A 17712-nucleotide genomic window follows, 5' to 3' on the forward strand; every position below is an offset into this window, starting at 1 on the left:
AGGAGCTATGGCACGGCGTGGCCGTGAGCGTTCGTGCGTGAACGCCGGTCATTCTGCCCCGACTGGAGGCTTGAGTCGAACGACTGCTCCTGGTCGATAGTACCTATTTGCGCGAACCCTTCGAATACCGGCAATCACTGCGAATCGGTCATTCGCTCGCCCAAGGAGAGCAGCCGTGCATTTCGAACTCGATGTCTGGGATCGTGGTTCGAATTACCCGTGCATCACCGCTGCTGGAAGGACCCACGCGGAGCGCCGATGGCAACTTAACTCTACGTTGACAACTTCATCGACCAAGACATCATGACTTCGAGCCGCCAATCGAAGAGCAAATCATCGAGATCACAACTGGGAAAGAAGGAATCCATGCCTCATACCTTGCTGAGACGACTTTTGATGTCAGTGGGCTGCCTGTCGGGACTTGTCACTGCTTCTCAGGGGCAGGCCGCGCCGCTCGGCGATCCCGTCATGGTGAATACCGCCACGGCCGGCAATCAGCGTCCGACTTACTTCTCCGCAGGCTCAAACGGAGAAAAACTTCTGATCTGGTTCGACGCCGCAGCAAATGCCACATACGCTCAAAGAATAAGGTCCTCAGGAACGCCTTTTCTGACAAGACACCAGATCCAGGCGCCTCCGACGTATGCGAACTTTTCGGTTGATCGCGCCGGTAATTTCGTCTTTGGAAGCCACCCTGGGAGAGTCATGGCTTATGACAGAGACGGAAATCTGCTCTCCAGTTTTCAAACAACCCCGGATTCATCGAGCACAGTCGCCAGCATGGATACGGATGGCAATATCACTGCAGCCTACTCGCGCTCGGCCTCGGAAGGGGCGCCTCGGACGATTGCAATCAGGCGATTCAACCCCAGCGGGATGCCCATCGGTCCTGAAGTCATCGTTGCATCGGATGCCCCGGACAAACTCTCCGGCCCGAGTTCGATTGCCACCGACGATGCGGGAAACATCGCATTGTCATTTGCGACCAGACCCGGTCCGACGGCAAACCAATCCAACATCATGTTGCAGCGCTTCAGCCGCGCAGGTGTTGCGCTGACCCCGGCACTTGTCGTCAGCGCCATCCGATCGATATACAGTTCAGGCGGCCGTATTGCCGTGGAACCCGGGGGCAAATCCATCATCACGTGGAGCGCTTCCCAGGATGACAACTACACCTGGAACATATACGCGCGGCCCTATGACGCGAATGGCAACCCCGGCGGATTGGTGCGAGTCAACCAACGCATCCACGAAGGCGAACCCGGGCCAAATCCGGGGATTGCAGAGAATGGAGATTTTGTCGTTTCATGGATTGCATCAAGTGGCGTGGTCGGTGGCCCCCAGAGCTCTACGTTGGCGGCAAGACAATTTCGCAGCGATGGAACTCCAATTGCCGATGAATTTCGAGTCGACCCGCCGCAACCCCAATTTGGAGCCAGCCCGCTCCTGGCAATGGATCCGGTGGGGAATTTTGCAGTGGCATGGCTCAGCACCTCTGCTGCGACCGGATGGGACGTCATGGTGCACTCCTTCAAGATGGACACCCGGCCGCCCCTTACGCAACTGTTGAACAACCAGGCCGCCCAAGGCCTGGCAGGCGACACCGACAGCTGGAGCTATTACAGGATCACGGTCCCCCCCGGCATCGCGCAGCTGAACATCAACATGGCCGGCCCCGTCGGCGGTGGTGATGGCGACATGTACGTCCGCCTCGGCGCACTCCCGTCGTTGACGGCCTGGGACTATCGCCCCTACGTCAACGGCAGCAACGAAGCCATCGCGATCAGCAATCCCCTGCCCGGTGACTTCTACATCGCGATCCACGGACGCAGCGCGTACTCGTCGGTCGGCCTGACCGCCAGCTACGACTGATGCCCGTCTGGCCACGGCCTATGCCATAGGCCGTCATTCGCCGTTCGTTGGAAAATCGCCGAGGCCGACGTGCGCACGGATTTTTTCAAGTGCTCCGTTCCAGGGTCCTTGGTCGGGCAGCCTGAGAGTTTGCCCGCTTCGATTCCGCACCTCTATCCAAGCATCGGTGCTGCAGAAATTCGAACCAGGCTGAAAACCGACAGGCGCATCGGCGTTGACGCAGCCATCGGCCGAGGCATAGCATCTGCCTGCACGGCATCTCCAATGCGCCCGGCCGTGCGGAGGGATTTCCATGAGCACCACGTCTTCGACCTTCGTCGCCGCTGACGGCGATGGCTATGAACGGTTGATGGGCCGCTGGAGCCGCCTCCTCGCGCTGCCCTTCCTGGACTTTGTCGGCACCGCGGACGGCGACCGCATCCTCGACGTCGGATGCGGCACCGGCCATCTGGCCTTTGCCGTGGCCCGCCGCACCGGCGCCGGCGAAGTGCGGGGCGTGGACATCGCGCAGCCCTACATCGAACATGCCAGGCGCCACAACGAGGATGCGCGCATTGTTTTCGAGGTGGCCGACGCCTGTGCGCTGCCGTTCCCCGCGCAGAGCTTCGACCGCGTTCTCTCGCTGTTGGTCCTGCACTTCGTTCCGGAGGCAGGCAAGGCCATTGCCGAGATGCGCCGCGTCGCCAAGCCGGGAGCGGTGGTCGGCGCGGCAGTGTGGGACGCACGCGGCGGCTGGGTCTCCAACCGCCTGTTCTTCGACACTGCCGCCGTGCTCGACCCGGAGGCCGGCGAGCGCCGCGCCCGCAACTACACGCGGCCCCTGACGCGGCCCGGCGAACTGGCGCGGGCCTGGCGCGACGCCGGGTTCAAGCGCGTGGAGGAGACGACGCTCGCCATCCGCATGGAATTCGCCTCGTTCGCCGACTACTGGGCACCCTTCGAGGGAAAGGACGGGCCCGGCGCGGAATACGTTGCCACGCTGGATGCGGCCGCGCGCTCACGGCTGCGCGACGCCGTCGAAGCGGCCTATCTCGACGGCGAAGCCGATGGCGCTCGCTCCTATGCCGCGCTCGCGTGGGCGGTCAAGGGCACGGCGCCGGCGTAGCCGCAGCGGCGCGCGCTGCATCCGCGCTCACTGCGCCAGGCGGATGTTCGCGTCCTTGATGATCTTCGCGTAGATGGCGGCATCCGCGCGCACTACTTTCTGGAACGCTTCCGGCTTGCCGCCGCCTACCTGCAGGCCCAGCGCCTCGATCTTGGCGCTCACGTTGGGCAGGTGCACGATGCGGTCGATCTCATCGGACAGCTTCTGCACCACCGGCGCGGGCGTGGCGGCTGGCAGGAACACGCCGAACCAGCCATAGGGGTCGAAGGAGTGAAAGCCCAGTTCGGCGAAAGTGGGCACGTCGGGCAGGCCGGGCATGCGCTGCGTGCCGGTCACGGCCAGCGGGCGCATCGACTTGAGATGCGGCCGGGCGGTGGCGCTGTCGATGAAGGCCGAGGCGAGCTGGCCGCCTACCAGGTTGGTGACCAGCGGCGCGGCGCCCTGGAAGGGCACGTGCACCAGGTCGATGCCGGCCTGCATGTTCAAGAGCGCGCCCTGGATGTGCGACGAGGTGCCGGCGCCGTAGCTGCCGAAGTTGTACTTGCCGGGGCTCTGCTTCACCATGGCGATGAAGTCCTTCAGGTTCCTTGCGGGCGAGTCCAGCGGCACGGCCAGCATGCTGGGGCTGCGCGCGATCATGGTGACGGGCGCGAAGTCCTTCAGCGGGTCGTAGGCGAGCTTGTCCATGAGCGGCGGCTGCTGGATCAGCGCGGTGATGGCGATGAGCAGCGTGTGGCCGTCGGCCGGCGCCTTGGCGACGAAGCCATTGCCGATGGTGCCGCCGGCGCCGGGGCGGTTCTCCACCATCGCAGGCTGCCCCCAGGCTTCCTGCAGCTTCTGGCCGATGGTGCGCGCCAGGGAGTCGGTGGCGCCGCCGGCGGGGTAGGGCACGATCAGCTTGAGCGGCTGGCTTGGATAGGCGGGCTGCGCGGCCGTTTGCGTGGCTGTTTGGGCCAGCGCCGGCGCGGCGAGCAGAAGCGCCAGGCCTGCGGCCGCGCAGAGCCTTCGTACCAGTATCGATGTTGTCTTCATGGGCTTGTCTCCTCTTCGGGGGTGGGAAAAACTCAACGCAGCGCTTCGGCCGTGCCCAGGATCGCGGTGGCCTGGCTGGACAACATGCCGCCGTTGCCATGCGCGAGCGCGGTGTGCGCGTTCTTCACCTGCCGCTCGCCGCATTCGCCGCGCAACTGCCGCACGGCCTCGATGAGCGCGAAGATGCCGTACATGCCGGGATGCACGCAGGACAGCCCACCGCCGTTGGTGTTCACGGGCAGCCGCCCGCCCGGTGCGATGGCGCCATCGGCGACGAAGCGGCCGCCTTCGCCCTTGGGGCAGAAGCCCAGGTCCTCGAGGAACAGCAGCGTGTTGATGGTGAAGGCGTCGTACAGCTGCACCACGTCCATGTCCCTGGGGGTGAGCCCGGCCATCGCGAAGGCCTCGCGGCCCGACTGGCTCGCCGCCGTGACGGTGAGGTCTGCCATCGAGGAGATTTGCCGGTTCCACACCGCCGTGGCGTTGCCCAGCACGTAGACCGGCTGCTTCGGCAGGTCCCTTGCGCGCTCGGCGCTCACCAGCACGCAGGCGCCGGCGCCGTCGGTGACCAGGCAGCAGTCGCGCACGCTCAGCGGGTCCGACACCATGCGGGCGCCCAGCACCTCCTCGCGTGTGAGCGGCTCGCGCATGAAGGCCTCCGGGTTGAGTCCGGCCCATGCGCGCGCCGCCACCGCCACGTCAGCGAGTTGCTCGCGCGTGGTGCCGAACTCGTGCATATGGCGGGAAGCCGCCAGCGCGTAGGCCGACACCGGCAGCATCGGCTCGTAGGGATGCTCGTAGGGCTGCGGATCGAGGAAGCGGCGCGCCGCCACGATCTCGCGCCGGCCGAAGGCGGCGCTGCGCTGCGCGCTGCCGTAGCAGATGAGCACCGCACTGCACTGGCCGGAACGGATGGCCTGCATCGCGGGCAGCAGGTGCGCGATGAAGCTGCTGCCGCCCAGCATGGTGCCGTCGATGTAGCGCGGATCGAGGCCCAGGTATTCGACCACCGGCAGGGCCCACATCGCGGCCGAGGCGCTGGCGGTGCACAGCCCGTCGATGTCGCGCATGTCGAGGCCTGCATCCGCCACGGCCGCCCGCGCGGCGCGCGCCAGCAGCTCCATGTCGGTGAAGCCCGGCGTCTCGCCGCAGCCGAAGGTGGCGGCGCCCGCAATGGCTGCGCTGCCGCGCAAGGCTTTGAGTCCGGCGCTCATCGAGTGGCTCCTTCGACGGCATCGAACAGCACCAGGCCGCGGCCGTCCTTCACCAGCACCCGTGCGCGGACGCGCTGGCCGATGCGCACCGCTTCGGGCGCGAGGTTCTCGATGCGGCTCATGAGCCGCACGCCTTCGTCGAGTTCGACCAGGCTCACGTTGAGGTCGCCGCCATCGGCCGGCTTGCGCCGCACGGTCGTCACGGCATGCACGGTGCCGAGGCCGCCGGGTGCCTTCCATTCGAGCGCCGCGCCGCCGCAGTGCGGGCAGCTTTCGCGCGGGTAGTAGACGTGGCGGCCGCAGCCGCCGCAGCGCTGCAGCAGGAAGCGGCCGGCATCCAGCTCGCGCTGGTGGAAGGCCTGCACGCCGATGCCGTGGTCGTTCATTGGGCTTGCTCCTTGTGGGCCGGCCACTGGAAGGGCAGCGGCTTCTTGTTCAAGAAACGGGTCACCGCCTCGCGGTGCTCGGCACTGCCGAAGGCCAGCGCCTGCACGTTCGCCTCGGTGTCGAGCAGCGCGGCCAGCGCGCCCGCATCGCCGGTGGCGCGCTTCACCAGGCTCACGGCCAGCGGCGAGGCGCCGGCAAAGCTTTCGGCCAGCGCCAGCGCGCGCGGCAGCAGTTGCTCGGGTTCGTGCAGTTCCATGGCAATGCCGAGTTCGAGCGCCTCGGCGGCGCCGACCTCGCGCGCCGACAGCATCAGCTCGCGGGCGCGCTGGGCGCCCACCACGCGCGGCAGCGTGTAGAAGGCGCCGCAGTCCGGCACCAGGCCGAGTTTGAGGAACGACATGCAGAAGCGCGCGCGCGGGCTCGCGAGCACGAAGTCGGCCGCCAGCGCGAGGCTGAAGCCCGCGCCGTAGGCCGCGCCATCGACCGCGGCGATCACGGGCTTGTCGAGCTGGATCAGTTCGCTGAACCAGCGCTGCGTGGCCTGCATGCGCTCGCGCCAGCCGGCGTTGTCGAGCTTCGCGTCGGCAATGCCGCGCAGGTCGCCGCCCGAGCAGAACTGGCCGTTGGCGCCCGCGAGCACCAGTGCGCGCACCTCGGAGTCGCCGCGCACCTGCGCGATGGCCCGGGCGAGTTCTTCGCGCATGGCGGGGGTGAAGGCGTTGCGGTTGGCGGGCGTGTCCAGCGTCAGCAGCGCGGTGCTGCCGTGGCGCTCGCAGCGCAGTGCGGAGAAATCGTTCATGGGTGTGCTTGCTCCTGGGCGGCAGCGCGGTGCGCTTCCTGCAGCTCGCGCCAGAGGATCTTTCCGGTGCCGGACTTCGGCAGGCTCTCGAGGAACTCGACCACGCGCGGCGCCTTGTAGACGGCCATGCGCTCGCGGCACCAGGTGACGATGTCGTCTTCGCCGATGCGGCCGCGCTCTTGGGGCTTGAGCACCACCAGCGCCTTGACCGACTCTCCGCGCCTGCCGTCGGGCACCGCGATCACGCAGGCCTCGTGGATGGCCGGATGCTCGTACATCGCGTTCTCCACCTCGGTGGGCCAGACCTTGTAGCCCGAGGCATTGATCATTCGCTTGAGCCGGTCGCGCAGGAAGAAGTAGCCGTCTTCGTCCATCGACGCCAGGTCGCCGGTGCGGAAGAAGCGCCGGCCGCCGATCTCGATGAAGGCCTCGCGGTCGGCTTCCGGGTTGCGCCAGTAGCCTTTCATGAGCTGCGCGCCGCGCGTCACCAGCTCGCCCACCTCGCCGGCCGGCAGTTCCTCGAACGTGACCGGGTCGACAATGCGCGAATCCACGCCCTGCGTCGGCATGCCCAGGCACTGGCGCTTGCCGCGCGCGGGTGGGTTGGCGTGCAGGAAGGACGCGGTCTCGGTCAGGCCATAGCCCTCGTTGTACGAGAGGCCGTGGCGCTGCGAGAGCATCGCGGCCACGGCCTCGGGCATCGCGGCGCCGCCGCCCGATAGCAGCGCCAGGCTCGAGAGGTCGCGCCGCTCGGCTTCGGGATGGGAGAACAGGTCGATCACCATGGCCGGCGGGGCCGACCAGGCGGTGACCGCATGGCGCTCGATCAGGCGCGCGGCCATCGCCGGGTCCCAGCGCGGCATCATCACCGCGGTGGCGCCCAGGAACATCGGCAGGTTCATGCCATTCTGCAGGCCCAGCATGTGAAAGAGCGGCGCGACGGCCAGCGTGACCGTCTCCACATGCAGCTGCTTCCACACCGCCGAGGAAGCGAGCGAGGCCAGCAGCGTCGCATGGGTGTGCATGCAGCCCTTGGGGTGGCCGGTGGTGCCCGAGGTGTAGGGCAGCACGGCGAGGTCGTCGGGCGACAAGGGCAATGCCGCGGGCGCGAGGCCGAGCGCGATCGCCTGCTCGAAGTCGTGCAGGCACGCGTTGTCGAGCGGTGCGCGTGGCGCCGTGACCCAGTCGGGCAGCGTGTCGTCGCTCGCCGACGCATCGGTCGCGTCGACATAGGCATGGACGAGCGCGGCGCGTAGCTCGCCTTCGCCTTCGCCGAACGCGAGCGCGGGCAGCAGCTCTTGCGCGACGAAGGCAATGCGCGCACTGCTGTCCGCCGCATAGTGCCGCACCTCCGCGGCCTTGCTCATCGGATTCACCGGCACCACCACGGCGCCGGCGCGCAGCACGGCGTAGAAGGCCGTCACGAACTGCGGGGAGTTCTGGCTCGCGAGCAGCACGCGGTCGCCGGGCGCGACGCCCAGGCGCTGCTGCAGGTAGCCGGCCAGCGCATCGACGCGCTGGCGCAGCTGCGCATAGGAAGTGGCCGCGCCGCAGTAGACGATGGCCGGCTTGTCGGGATAGCGGCGCGCCGCGGTGTCCAGGTAATCCAGCAGCGTGGCGCGCGGCACGCGCAGCTCGCGCGCCACGCCCTTGGGCCAGAAGCGGAAGTGCGGCGGCCTGGCGTTCATTGCTTCTCCATCGCCCGGGCGATGATTTCCTTCATCACCTCGTTGGCGCCGCCGTAGATGCGGCCCACGCGCACGTCGGCATAGAGCCGCGCGATCGGGTATTCGTTCATGAAGCCGTAGCCACCATGCAGCTGCAGGCATTCGTCGACGATGCGGCAGCAGGCGTCGGTGGTCCACCACTTGGCCATGGCGGCCGTCGGCACGTCGAGCTCGCCGCGCATCAGGCGCGCGATGCAGTCGTCCACGAAGGCGCGCGCCACCTGCGCCTGCGTCTCGCACTCGGCCAGCTTGAAGCGGGTGTTCTGCATCTTCAAGAGCGGTTGGCCGAACACCTGGCGGTCGCGCACGTATTCCAGCGTATCGCCGATCGCGCGCTTCATGGTCGCCACCGCGCCGACCGCGATCAGCAGGCGCTCGCGCGGCAGCTGCTGCATGAGCTGGGCGAAGCCGCGGCCCTCTTCGCCGCCCAGCAGGCTGTCGGCCGGCACGCGCACGTCGTCGAAGAACAGCTCGGTGGTGTCCAGCGTCTTCTGGCCCATCTTGTCGAGCAGCGGTCCGCGGCGGAAACCCGGCGTGCCTTCGGTCTCGACCATCAGCAGAGAAATGCCCTTGCCGCCGGCCGCCGCATCGGTCTTGGCCGCGACGCAGACCAGGCCCGCGTGCATGCCGTTGGTGATGAAGGTCTTGCTGCCGCTGATGCGCCAGTGGTCGCCGTCGCGCCGTGCCTGCGCCTTGATGCGCTGCAGGTCGGTGCCTGCGCCGGGCTCGGTCATTGCGATGGCCGCCACCAGCTCGCCGCTGGCCATGCGCGGCAGCCAGCGCTGCTTCTGCGCTTCCGTGCCGTAGGCCAGCAGGTAGTGGGCGACGATGCCGCTGTGCACGTTGTTGCTGAAGCTCTGCGCCATGGCGCGCATCTGCTCCTCGCAGATCACCGCCTCGTGCAGGAAGCTGCCGCCGCCGCCGCCGTAGGCCTCGGGGATGCTGGCGCACAGCAGGCCGGCCCGGCCGGCCTTCGTCCAGATCTCGCGGTCGGCGTGGTGCTGCGCGCGCCATCGCGGTTCATGCGGCACGCACTCGCGCTCGAAGAAGCGGCGTGCGCTGGCGCGCAGCATCTCGAGTTCTTCATTCATCCACGGCCGGGTGACGTTCATATGGAAACCTCCGCGCTGCGCGCTGCGGTGCTGTTCGCCTTGGGAGCGGCCCGGCGGCTCACGGCCGGCCGCCCCCGCAGACCAGCACCTGGCCGCTCACGTAGTTCGACTCCGGAATGCAGAACAGGTAGACCGCGCCCGCCGCCTCCTGCGGCGTGCCGCCGCGGCCGAGCGGAATCAGCGCCTCGGCATTCTTGAGGATCTGCGGGTTGACGCCGACCTTGATCTGCCGGCCCTCGATGTCGATGCTCGCGCCCGCGCTGGCATCGGCTTCGGTCAGCCGGGTCTTGATCAGGCCGAAGGCGACGCTGTTGACCGTGACCTTGTAGCGGCCCCATTCCTTGGCCATGGCCTTGGTCAGGCCGTTGATGCCGGCCTTGGCGGCTGCGTAGTTGGCCTGGCCCGCGTTGCCGTACACGCCCGAGGTGGACGAGATATTGACCACCTTGCGGAACACTTCACGGCCTTCGTCGGCCTCGCGCTTGGCCGCGTCGCGGATGAAGTTCGAGGCCGCGCGCAGGATGCGGAAGGGCGCGGTCAGGTGCACGGCCAGCATCGCCTCCCACTGCTCGTCGCTCATCTTCTGCACCACGTTGTCCCAGGTGTAGCCGGCATTGTTGACGACGATGTCCAGGCCGCCATAGCTGTCGACCGCGGTGCGCACGAAGCGGTCGGCAAAGCCGGCGTCCGTCACGCTGCCGGCGCAGGCGATGGCGCTGCCGCCCGCGGCCACGATGTCATTGACGGTCTGCGCGGCCGGTTCGGCGTCGAGGTCGTTGATGACCACGCGCGCGCCGTCGCTCGCCAGTTTGAGCGCAATCTCGCGCCCGATGCCGCGGCCGGAGCCGGAGACGATGGCCACCTTGCCTTCGAGTTTCCTGTTGCTGCTGTTCACGTGTTGTCTCCTCGGGGGTGTGTCAGGGCCAGGCGACGAGTGCCTCGGCGCTCAGTTTGGCGATGCCTTCGTGGTTGGCCGTCATGAGCTTCAGCCGCACGCTGCGCCGGCCCTCGTGCTCGAACTTCTCGGCCACCGTGCCGGTGCAGCGGATGCGTTCGCCCACATGGGTGATGGCGGCAAAGCGCAGGTCGAGCGAACGGATCGCCGACTGAGGCACCCAGTGGGTCAGCAGCCGCGCGAGCCAGGCCGCCGACAGCATGCCGTGCGCGAACACGTCGGGCATGCCGGCAGATTTCGCGAAGTCGATGTCGACGTGGATCGGGTTGTGGTCGCCCGAGGCGCCGCAGTAGAGCGCCAGGTCGAGCCGGCGGATCGGCGGCAATTCGAGCGGGGGCAGGGCGTCGCCGGGCTGCAGTGCATTCCAGTCGGGAAAGGTGGCGGTCGTCATCGTGAGGCTTCCGGTCATGGATTGCGCACCACGGTCACGCAGCGCAGCTCGGCCACGAGTTCGCCCTGCTGGTTGCTGACACGGGTCTTGCGCACGACGAACTCGAGCGCGCCGTTCTTCTTGTCGTAGATGTCGTCGATGCGCTGGCAGAACGTGAGCATGTCGCCCGCATAGGCCATCGCGTGGTAGCTGAAGCCCTGCTCGCCGTGCAGCAGGCTGCGGTAGTCCATGCCGAGCAGCTCGCGAATGGCAGCTGGGTTGGGCGCCTCCATCTCCAGGCAGAAGAGAAAGGTGGGCGGCACCGGCAGGCCCGGGTGCCCCGCATCGCGCGCGGCGGCCTCGTCGATGTAGATCGGGTCCGTCTGGCCCGTGGCCTTGGCGAAGAAGCGCAGGCGGCCTTTCTCCGCTTCCGCCTGGAAGGGCGGGAGCGTGTGGCCGATGTGGCGGCGGTCGATCATTCAGGTCGCCTGGTAGAGCGTCACCACGCAGGCACCACCCAGGCCCAGGTTGTGCTGCAGCGCGAGGCGCGCGCCTTCCACCTGGCGCTGCTCGGCCTGGCCGCGCAGCTGCCACACCAGTTCCGCGCATTGCGCAAGGCCGGTGGCGCCGAGCGGATGGCCTTTCGAGAGCAGGCCGCCCGACGGGTTGGTCACCACGCGCCCGCCATAGGTGTTGTCGCCCTCGACGATGAAGCGCTCGGCCGTGCCCTCGGGCGTGAGGCCCAGCGCCTCGTAGGTGATGAGCTCGTTGGCGGTGAAGCAGTCGTGCAGCTCCACCACGTCGAGCTCCTCGGGGCCGATGCCGGCGTCTTCGTACACCTGGCGGGCCGCGGCGGCGGTCATGTCATAGCCGACCAGCTTGCGCATGTCCCTGCTCTCGAAGGTGGAGGCCGTGTCGGTGGTCATGGTCTGCGCGGCGATCACCACGCGCATGTCGAGGCCGTGCTTCTGCGCGAACTCGGCCGAGCAGACGATGGCCGCGGCTGCGCCGCAGGTGGGCGGGCAGCACTGGAAGCGCGTGAGCGGATCGAACACCAGCGGCGAGGCCATCACCTCGTCCAGCGTCAGCGTCTGGCGGAACACCGCGAGCGGGTTGCGCGCGGCATGCTGGCGCGCCTTCACCGAGATGCGGCCGAAGGTGTCGCGGCGGATGCCGTGCTGCGCCATGTAGTCGCGGCCCGCGCCGCCGAAGAACTGCGCGGCGCGCGGCGCTTCGGGCACGTAGCCCTGCTTTTCGGCCATCACCTCGGCGAAGCGCGCCATCGGCGAGGGGCGGTCGTCATAGGCGCCCTTGAGCGCGCCGGGCTGCATCTGCTCGAAGCCGAGCGCGATCGCGCATTCCACCATGCCGCTTTCGACCGCCTGGCGCGCGAGGAACAGCGCGCTGGAGCCGGTGGAGCAGTTGTTGTTGAGGTTGAAGACCGGAATGCCGCTCAAGCCGACGCCGTAGATGGCGGCCTGCCCCGCGGTGGAGTCGCCGTAGACATAGCCGACGTAGGCCTGCTGCACCAGCGCGTAGTCGACGCCGGCATCGTCGAGCGCGAGCTTCGCGGCGCGCGCACCCATCACGGTGTAAGGGTCGCTGGCACCGGGCTTGGTGAAGGGGATCATGCCCACGCCGACCACATGGACGGGGCGCTGCATACGTGTCATGGAAACTCCTGTGCGGGACGCGGTGACGATGGAATGAAGTCTCCGCCGGTGCGCAGGCTTCGGCAATCGCGGATCGGCCCAAAACGATTGGCCGAAACGCTCAGTGGGGCACCCTCGGCGCTGCGCTCATGCGATATCGCGGTAGCGGAAGGTGCCCATCGCGCGCGCCGCCACGTCGCCGCTGGCGTCCGTGACGGTGGCTTCGCAAAAACACACCGAGCGGCCGCCGCCGGTGGCGCGCCCTTGCGCCTGCAGCAGCCCGCCCGCGGGCCGCATGAAGGCGATGTGCATGTCGACGGTGACAACCTCGCGTGCATAGTCGATGCGCGAGAGCGCGGCATGCGCCATGGCGCTGTCGAGCAGGGTCATCAGCACGCCGCCATGGCCGCTCGCGTGGTTGTTCAGCAGTTCGGGGCGCAGCGCCACCGACACCAGGGATTCGCCGCCTTGGGCGCGCTCGACCCGCAGGCCCAGGTGCTCGGAGAAGGGCACATGGCGCTGCGGTCCGCTGCGCGGCCGGTCATCGCCTCCTTGCGGCGCGCTCGCGAGGTGCAGGCTCATGACGCGGACTCCCGCTTCGACGCGGCAGCCGCCGCCGTGAAGTCGCGCGGCCCGGTCAACGCAAGTCCGCCGTCCACGGGAATGACGGCGCCCGTGATGTAGGAGCCCCAGTCGCTCGCGAGCATCATCGCCATGCGGCTGATGTCCTCGATGCGGCCCAGGCGCTTGAGCGGCACGCGCTGGGCCATCGCGGCCATCGTGTCGTCGGTCGGCGCGAGGCGCTTCAGGCCTTCGGTGTCGGCGATTGGCCCGGGCACGATGGAGTTGATGCGGATGCCCTGCGGCCCCCACTCCAGCGCCAGCACCTGCGTCAGCATGTCGACCCCGGCCTTGGCCGCGCACACATGGGCCTGGAAAGGCGTGGGCGTGAAGGCCTGGCCGGCCGAGATCTGGATCACGCAGGCACCGGGCCGGCGCAGGTGCGCATGCGCGAGCCGCGCGACGTTGAAGCTGCCCAGCAGGTCGATGTCGACCACCGTCTTGAAGGCATTGGGCGACATGTCGAGTGCACTCGCGAGAAAGTTGCCCGCGGCGCCCGAGACCAGCACGTCGATGGGGCCGAAGCGCTGCGCGCCCTGCGCGAAGGCGCTTTCCAGCGTCTCGGGCTGGCGCACGTCGGCCGGAATGCCCAGCGCCTGCGTGCCGAGCGCTTCGAGCTGCTGCGCGGCCGTGGCCACCTTGTCGGCCGAGCGGCTGAGCACCGTGAGGCGCGCGCCGGCGCGCGCGAAGGCCTGCGCGATGCCGAAGTTGATGCCGCTGGAGCCACCGGCCACGGCCACGTGGCGGCCCGAGAAATCGAAGGCGGAAAAATCCATGGTGTTCATCGCTGTGTTCACTCCGGCTTGAAGCCGATCTCGGCCAGCATCTTGCGATCGCGCTCGAACTGCGCACGGGCGTAGTCGGCATAGCTCTCGCCGGTCATCAGCTTGGGCTGCATGTCGAACAGCTCCAGCTGCTGGAGGTAGGCCGGGTCTGCCGCAGCCTTGACGAAGGCCGCGTGCAGCCTGGCGGCGATCTTCGGATCGAGGTTCTTCGGCGCCACCAGTCCCACCGGCGACTCGATCACCATGTCGTGGCCCAGTTCCTTCACGGTCGGCGCGTCGTAGCGCTTCAGGCGCTCGGCGGTGAAGGTGGCGAGCAGGCGCACCTTGCCGCCCTGCACCTGGGGCCCGAAGCCGGGGTCGCCATAGACGTCGAGATGGCGGCCGATCACCGCCTGGAAGGCCTCGCTGCCGCCCTTGTAGGGCACCAGGTTGAAGGAGGTGCCCGCCTGCCTGGCGAGCCGCTCGGCGTAGATGCGGTTGATGCTGATCGCACCGACGTTGCCCCAGCTGACGGCGCCGGGGCGCTTCCTGGCGTCGGCCAGCAGCTCGGGCAGCGTCTTCCAGGGCGCGTCGGTGGCCACCACGATGCCGGTGGTGAGGCCGGCCAGCCCGATCAGGTAGCTGAAGTCCTTGAGCGGGTCCCAGCTCACCTTCTGCACCAGCGGCGCGCGGATCACGGAGTTGTGCATCACCGCGATCGTGTAGCCGTCGGCTTCGTTCATGGTCGCCAGCGATGCGGTGCCGGTGACGCCGCCCGCGCCCGGCTTGTGCATCAGCACGATGGGCTGGCCCAGGTCCCTGGAGGCGGCCTCGGCCAGCGTGCGGAAGATCGGGTCGAAGGAGCCGCCCGGCGGAAACGGCAGCACGAGCTGGATCGGCTTGCTCGGATACGGGTCGGCGGCGAAGGCCGGCGCGGCTGCGCTGGCGCCGAGGGCGATCAGTGCGCCGAGCGCGGCGCGCCGGCTGAGCGGGCGGAAGCTGCGGTTCATGGTGTCGTGTCTCCTGTCGTTTGAAATTGGCGGTGGCGCATGCGGCTCAGGCGGCCTGCGGCAGCGGCAGGTAGCGAAACGATCCCTGCGCTTGCGCGACCAGGCGGCCGGCCTCGTCGCTGACCGTGGCGCGGCACCAGGCCACGCTGGCGTCGTGCTGCACCACCTCACCGTCGGCGGTGAGCCGGCCGCGGCCCGGCGCGTGGAAGCTGGTGTTGAGGTTGAGCGTGACGGCGGTGCGCGCAAAGTCGAACAGCGACACCGCCGCGCTTGCCATGGCCACGTCGAGCAGCGTGACCACCACACCGCCGTGCACCGCGCCGATGACGTTGCCGAGCTCGGGCCGCGCGTCGATGACGAGGCGCGCGCGGCCGCCTTCGGAGAACTCGCGGCGCGCATCCAGCAGCCGCATGAACGGCACCTGGCCGAACAGGTTTCGGTGGTCCGCGCCGATGACGGGTTGCATCACGCCTGCAGCCGCTCGCGCAGCACGTTCTTCAGCACCTTGCCCGCGGCCGACAGCGGCAGCTCGCGCAGGAAGCTGATGCCGCGGGGGCACTTGTAGCCGGCCAGGCGCTCGCGGCACCAGGCGCGCAGTTCATCTGCGTCGGCACGCGCATCGTCGGCCAGCACCACCACCGCATGTACCGCCTCGCCCCAGCGCGCATCGGGCACGCCGATGACCGCCGCCTGCCGCACCTGCGGATGGCTGCGCAGTGCGGCCTCCACCTCGGCGCAGTAGACGTTCTCGCCGCCGCTGATGATCATGTCCTTGAGGCGGTCGACGATGAACAGGTGGCCGTCGGGCAGCATGCGGCCCGCGTCGCCGGTGCGCAGCCAGCCGTCCCGCAGCGCGGCGGCCGTGGCCTCGGGGTTGCGCCAGTAGCCCTGCATCACCATCGGCCCGCGCGCCAGCACTTCGCCGACTTCACCGCGCGGCAGTTCGCGGCCGCTCTCGTCCGCGATGATGATCTCGGCGCCCAGGCCGGCGCGGCCGACCGAGTTCAGCCGGCCGAGCGCGCGCGCCTCCGGCCGGTGGTTCGAAGGCAGGTTGATGCACACGGCGCCTGCGGTTTCGGTGAGGCCGTAGGCCTGGAAGAACTCGGCATGCGGCCAGGCGGCCAGCGCGCGGTCGAGCAGGTCGGGCGGCATCGGCGCCGCACCGAAGGCGATGCGCGTGAGGCTGCGCACGCGCCCGGGCGTGAACGCCGGATCGTCGAGCAGCGACTGCAGCATGCTCGGCACCACGACGATGTCGCCGATGCGGTGCTCCTCGATCGCGTCGATGACCGCGGCGGGCCGGAACTGCGCCATCGTCACGCAGCCGCCGCCGACGATCAACTGGCCCACCAGGCGGCCGAGCCCGGCGACATGGAACAGCGGCGCCACCAGCAGCGAGATGGAATCGGGCGCGTTGTTGAGCTCGGCGCCGCGCGTCATCGATGCGGTCCAGAAATTGGCGTGACTCAGCATCACGCCCTTGGAGCGGCCGGTGGTGCCGCCGGTGTAGAGGATGGCGGCGAGCGCGTCGCCGCCGGTGCGCGTGTCGGGCAAGGGTTCCAGCGCCGAGCCTTCGTCTTCGAGCGCATCCAGCTGTGCAAGTGCGGGCCCATCGGCCGGTGCCAGCGCCCGCAGGCTTTCGTGCACGAGCAGCAGCGAAGCTTCGCTGTCCTGCAGCGCATGCGCGAGTTCCGGCGTGCTCCAGCGGATGTTCAAGGGACAGGCGACGGCGCCGAGCCACCAGCACGCGAGGATGGCCCGCACCAGCTGGTCGCTGTTGGGCGCGAGCAGCGCCACACGGTCGCCGCGCGCAATGCCGCGCCGGGCCAGCGCGGCCGCCTGGCGCGCGATGCCGTCCGCCATCTGCGCATGCGTCTGGCGGCGCACGCCGGCGTCGCCCACGTGGGTGAGGGCCGCCATGCCGGGGTTGCGCTGGAGCGCGCGATGCAGGCCTTGGGTCAGGTACACGATGGAGCCACCGACGGGTAACGAAGATGCGGCACAGCTTAGGCCGCACCGCGCGCCGCACCCATGGCGGGAAGCGCCAAAGGGCTTGGCGAAACCGCTCAGCGTTCGGGGCCGTGCGTCAGCCGGTACTCGCCGGGCGCCACGCCGGTCCATTGCTTGAAGGCGCGGTGGAAGGTGCTGGCCTCCGAGAAGCCCACGCGGTTGGCGATGTCGAGCAGCGGCAGCGGCGTGTGCAGCAGGTATTCGATGGCGGCGTCGCGCCGCAGCTCGTCCTTGATCTGCTGGAAGCCGCGGCCCTCATCGCGCAGGCGCCGGCGCAGCGTCTGCGGCGTCACGGCCAGCGTTTCGCCCACTTCCTCCAGCGACGGCAGCTCGCTGCCCAGCCCCTTGCGCAGCAGCCGGCGGATGCGCTCGGTGAGGCTGCTGGTGTCGCGGTACTTCACGATCAGGTTGGCCGGCGATCCGGCGAGGAATTCGCGCAGGCTCTGCGGCGACTGCACCACCGGCAGGTCGAGCCAGCGCGCCTCGAACGACATGCCGACATGCGCCTGGCCGTAGCGGATCGGAACCTGGTAGACGCGCGAGGTCTCGGTGTTGGTCTGTTCCGCCGTGTAGTCGACCTCGAGCAGCGGAATGCGGCGTGCCACCAGCCATGACGAGGCGTTGAAGGCGAACAGCATGAAGGCCTTCACCGCGTAGTCGAGCCGTGCATCGGAGGCGCGCCGCAACACGAACTGCACATGCGCACTGCCGCCTTGCACCGTGAGGCGCGGCACGAAGTCGTGCAGCAGCAGGTGGTACGAAGCGAAGCCCTCGCGCAGGGCCTCGCCGAGCGTGGCGCTGCGCACCAGCTGTCGCATGCACTGGCCGAAGCTGCCGGGCGGCAGCGGGCAGCTCAAGAGGCCCCAGATCTCGTCGCGCAGTTCGCGCCGCAGCGCCCGGATCAGCAACGCGTACTGGCGCTGCGAGATGCGCGCCAGCGGCGACTCCAGCAGCGACGGCGCGATGCCCGCGCGGGCCAGCACGCGCGCCGCGTCAACGCCGCGGTGGCGCGCGCCCATCAGGATGCTGTGCACCTGCTGGATGGCAACGGTGTGGTGGGTGAGCGTCATCAGTGGCGGCCG

General features: G+C 68.9%; 18 protein-coding genes. 2 read left to right on the top strand and 16 right to left on the bottom strand.

Going from position 1 to position 17712, the window contains the following annotated elements; genetic code table 11:
• The first annotated feature begins 303 nt into the window (after positions 1–303).
• The gene (locus tag VAPA_RS34610) at positions 304–1872 is read left to right on the top strand and encodes a pre-peptidase C-terminal domain-containing protein (RefSeq protein ID WP_155248129.1); all 1569 of its coding nucleotides are present in this window, start codon (positions 304–306) and stop codon (positions 1870–1872) included.
• Between the two features lie 292 nt (positions 1873–2164).
• A complete protein-coding gene (locus tag VAPA_RS27575) occupies positions 2165–2977 on the top strand; it encodes a class I SAM-dependent methyltransferase (RefSeq protein WP_021003497.1) in 813 nt (270 codons plus the stop codon).
• Between the two features lie 27 nt (positions 2978–3004).
• Here the strand turns inward: VAPA_RS27575 and VAPA_RS27580 are convergent, their stop codons facing one another.
• The 16 genes from VAPA_RS27580 to VAPA_RS27655 form a co-directional block, all read right to left on the bottom strand.
• Positions 3005–4009, bottom strand: coding sequence for a tripartite tricarboxylate transporter substrate binding protein (locus tag VAPA_RS27580; protein WP_021003498.1), 1005 nt, complete (start codon positions 4007–4009; stop codon positions 3005–3007).
• Between the two features lie 32 nt (positions 4010–4041).
• Positions 4042–5223, bottom strand: a complete 1182-nt coding sequence (locus VAPA_RS27585) for a thiolase (RefSeq protein ID WP_021003499.1) — start codon at positions 5221–5223, stop codon at positions 4042–4044.
• Entirely contained in the window at positions 5220–5609 is a 390-nt protein-coding gene (locus VAPA_RS27590; RefSeq protein WP_021003500.1) for a Zn-ribbon domain-containing OB-fold protein, read from the bottom strand. The genes VAPA_RS27585 and VAPA_RS27590 overlap by 4 nt, the downstream gene beginning before the upstream one ends.
• Positions 5606–6409 carry an enoyl-CoA hydratase/isomerase family protein gene (locus tag VAPA_RS27595; protein WP_021003501.1) on the bottom strand — a complete coding sequence of 268 codons (804 nt, stop codon included), beginning with the start codon at positions 6407–6409 and terminating at the stop codon, positions 5606–5608. The genes VAPA_RS27590 and VAPA_RS27595 overlap by 4 nt, the downstream gene beginning before the upstream one ends.
• Complete coding sequence (locus VAPA_RS27600) at positions 6406–8097, bottom strand: long-chain-fatty-acid--CoA ligase (protein ID WP_021003502.1); 1692 nt, start codon at positions 8095–8097, stop codon at positions 6406–6408. The genes VAPA_RS27595 and VAPA_RS27600 overlap by 4 nt, the downstream gene beginning before the upstream one ends.
• The gene (locus VAPA_RS27605; protein WP_021003503.1) at positions 8094–9248 is read right to left on the bottom strand and encodes an acyl-CoA dehydrogenase family protein; all 1155 of its coding nucleotides are present in this window, start codon (positions 9246–9248) and stop codon (positions 8094–8096) included. Before VAPA_RS27605 ends, VAPA_RS27600 begins: the two co-directional genes overlap by 4 nt.
• 58 nt (positions 9249–9306) lie before the next feature.
• Complete coding sequence (locus tag VAPA_RS27610; RefSeq protein ID WP_021003504.1) at positions 9307–10143, bottom strand: SDR family NAD(P)-dependent oxidoreductase; 837 nt, start codon at positions 10141–10143, stop codon at positions 9307–9309.
• Positions 10144–10165: 22 nt separating this feature from the next.
• On the bottom strand, positions 10166–10594 hold the full coding sequence (locus VAPA_RS27615) for a MaoC family dehydratase (RefSeq protein WP_041946646.1): 429 nt from the start codon (positions 10592–10594) through the stop codon (positions 10166–10168).
• Between the two features lie 14 nt (positions 10595–10608).
• Entirely contained in the window at positions 10609–11052 is a 444-nt protein-coding gene (locus tag VAPA_RS27620; protein WP_021003506.1) for a MaoC family dehydratase N-terminal domain-containing protein, read from the bottom strand.
• Complete coding sequence (locus VAPA_RS27625) at positions 11053–12237, bottom strand: lipid-transfer protein (protein WP_196232604.1); 1185 nt, start codon at positions 12235–12237, stop codon at positions 11053–11055.
• Positions 12238–12372: 135 nt separating this feature from the next.
• The gene (locus VAPA_RS27630) at positions 12373–12807 is read right to left on the bottom strand and encodes a PaaI family thioesterase (RefSeq protein WP_021003508.1); all 435 of its coding nucleotides are present in this window, start codon (positions 12805–12807) and stop codon (positions 12373–12375) included.
• Entirely contained in the window at positions 12804–13622 is an 819-nt protein-coding gene (locus VAPA_RS27635; RefSeq protein WP_041946772.1) for an SDR family oxidoreductase, read from the bottom strand. Before VAPA_RS27635 ends, VAPA_RS27630 begins: the two co-directional genes overlap by 4 nt.
• A gap of 17 nt (positions 13623–13639) precedes the next feature.
• Positions 13640–14620, bottom strand: a complete 981-nt coding sequence (locus VAPA_RS27640; RefSeq protein ID WP_021003510.1) for a tripartite tricarboxylate transporter substrate binding protein — start codon at positions 14618–14620, stop codon at positions 13640–13642.
• Between the two features lie 46 nt (positions 14621–14666).
• Entirely contained in the window at positions 14667–15086 is a 420-nt protein-coding gene (locus VAPA_RS27645; RefSeq protein WP_021003511.1) for a PaaI family thioesterase, read from the bottom strand.
• Positions 15086–16588 (bottom strand): class I adenylate-forming enzyme family protein, encoded by a 1503-nt coding sequence (locus tag VAPA_RS27650; protein ID WP_021003512.1) that lies wholly within the window; start codon positions 16586–16588, stop codon positions 15086–15088. Before VAPA_RS27650 ends, VAPA_RS27645 begins: the two co-directional genes overlap by 1 nt.
• 98 nt (positions 16589–16686) lie before the next feature.
• On the bottom strand, positions 16687–17700 hold the full coding sequence (locus VAPA_RS27655) for an AraC family transcriptional regulator (RefSeq protein WP_021003513.1): 1014 nt from the start codon (positions 17698–17700) through the stop codon (positions 16687–16689).
• Positions 17701–17712: the final 12 nt, after the last annotated feature.

The sequence above is a fragment of the Variovorax paradoxus B4 genome (assembly GCF_000463015.1).
In the GTDB taxonomy this organism is placed as follows: domain Bacteria; phylum Pseudomonadota; class Gammaproteobacteria; order Burkholderiales; family Burkholderiaceae_C; genus Variovorax; species Variovorax paradoxus_E.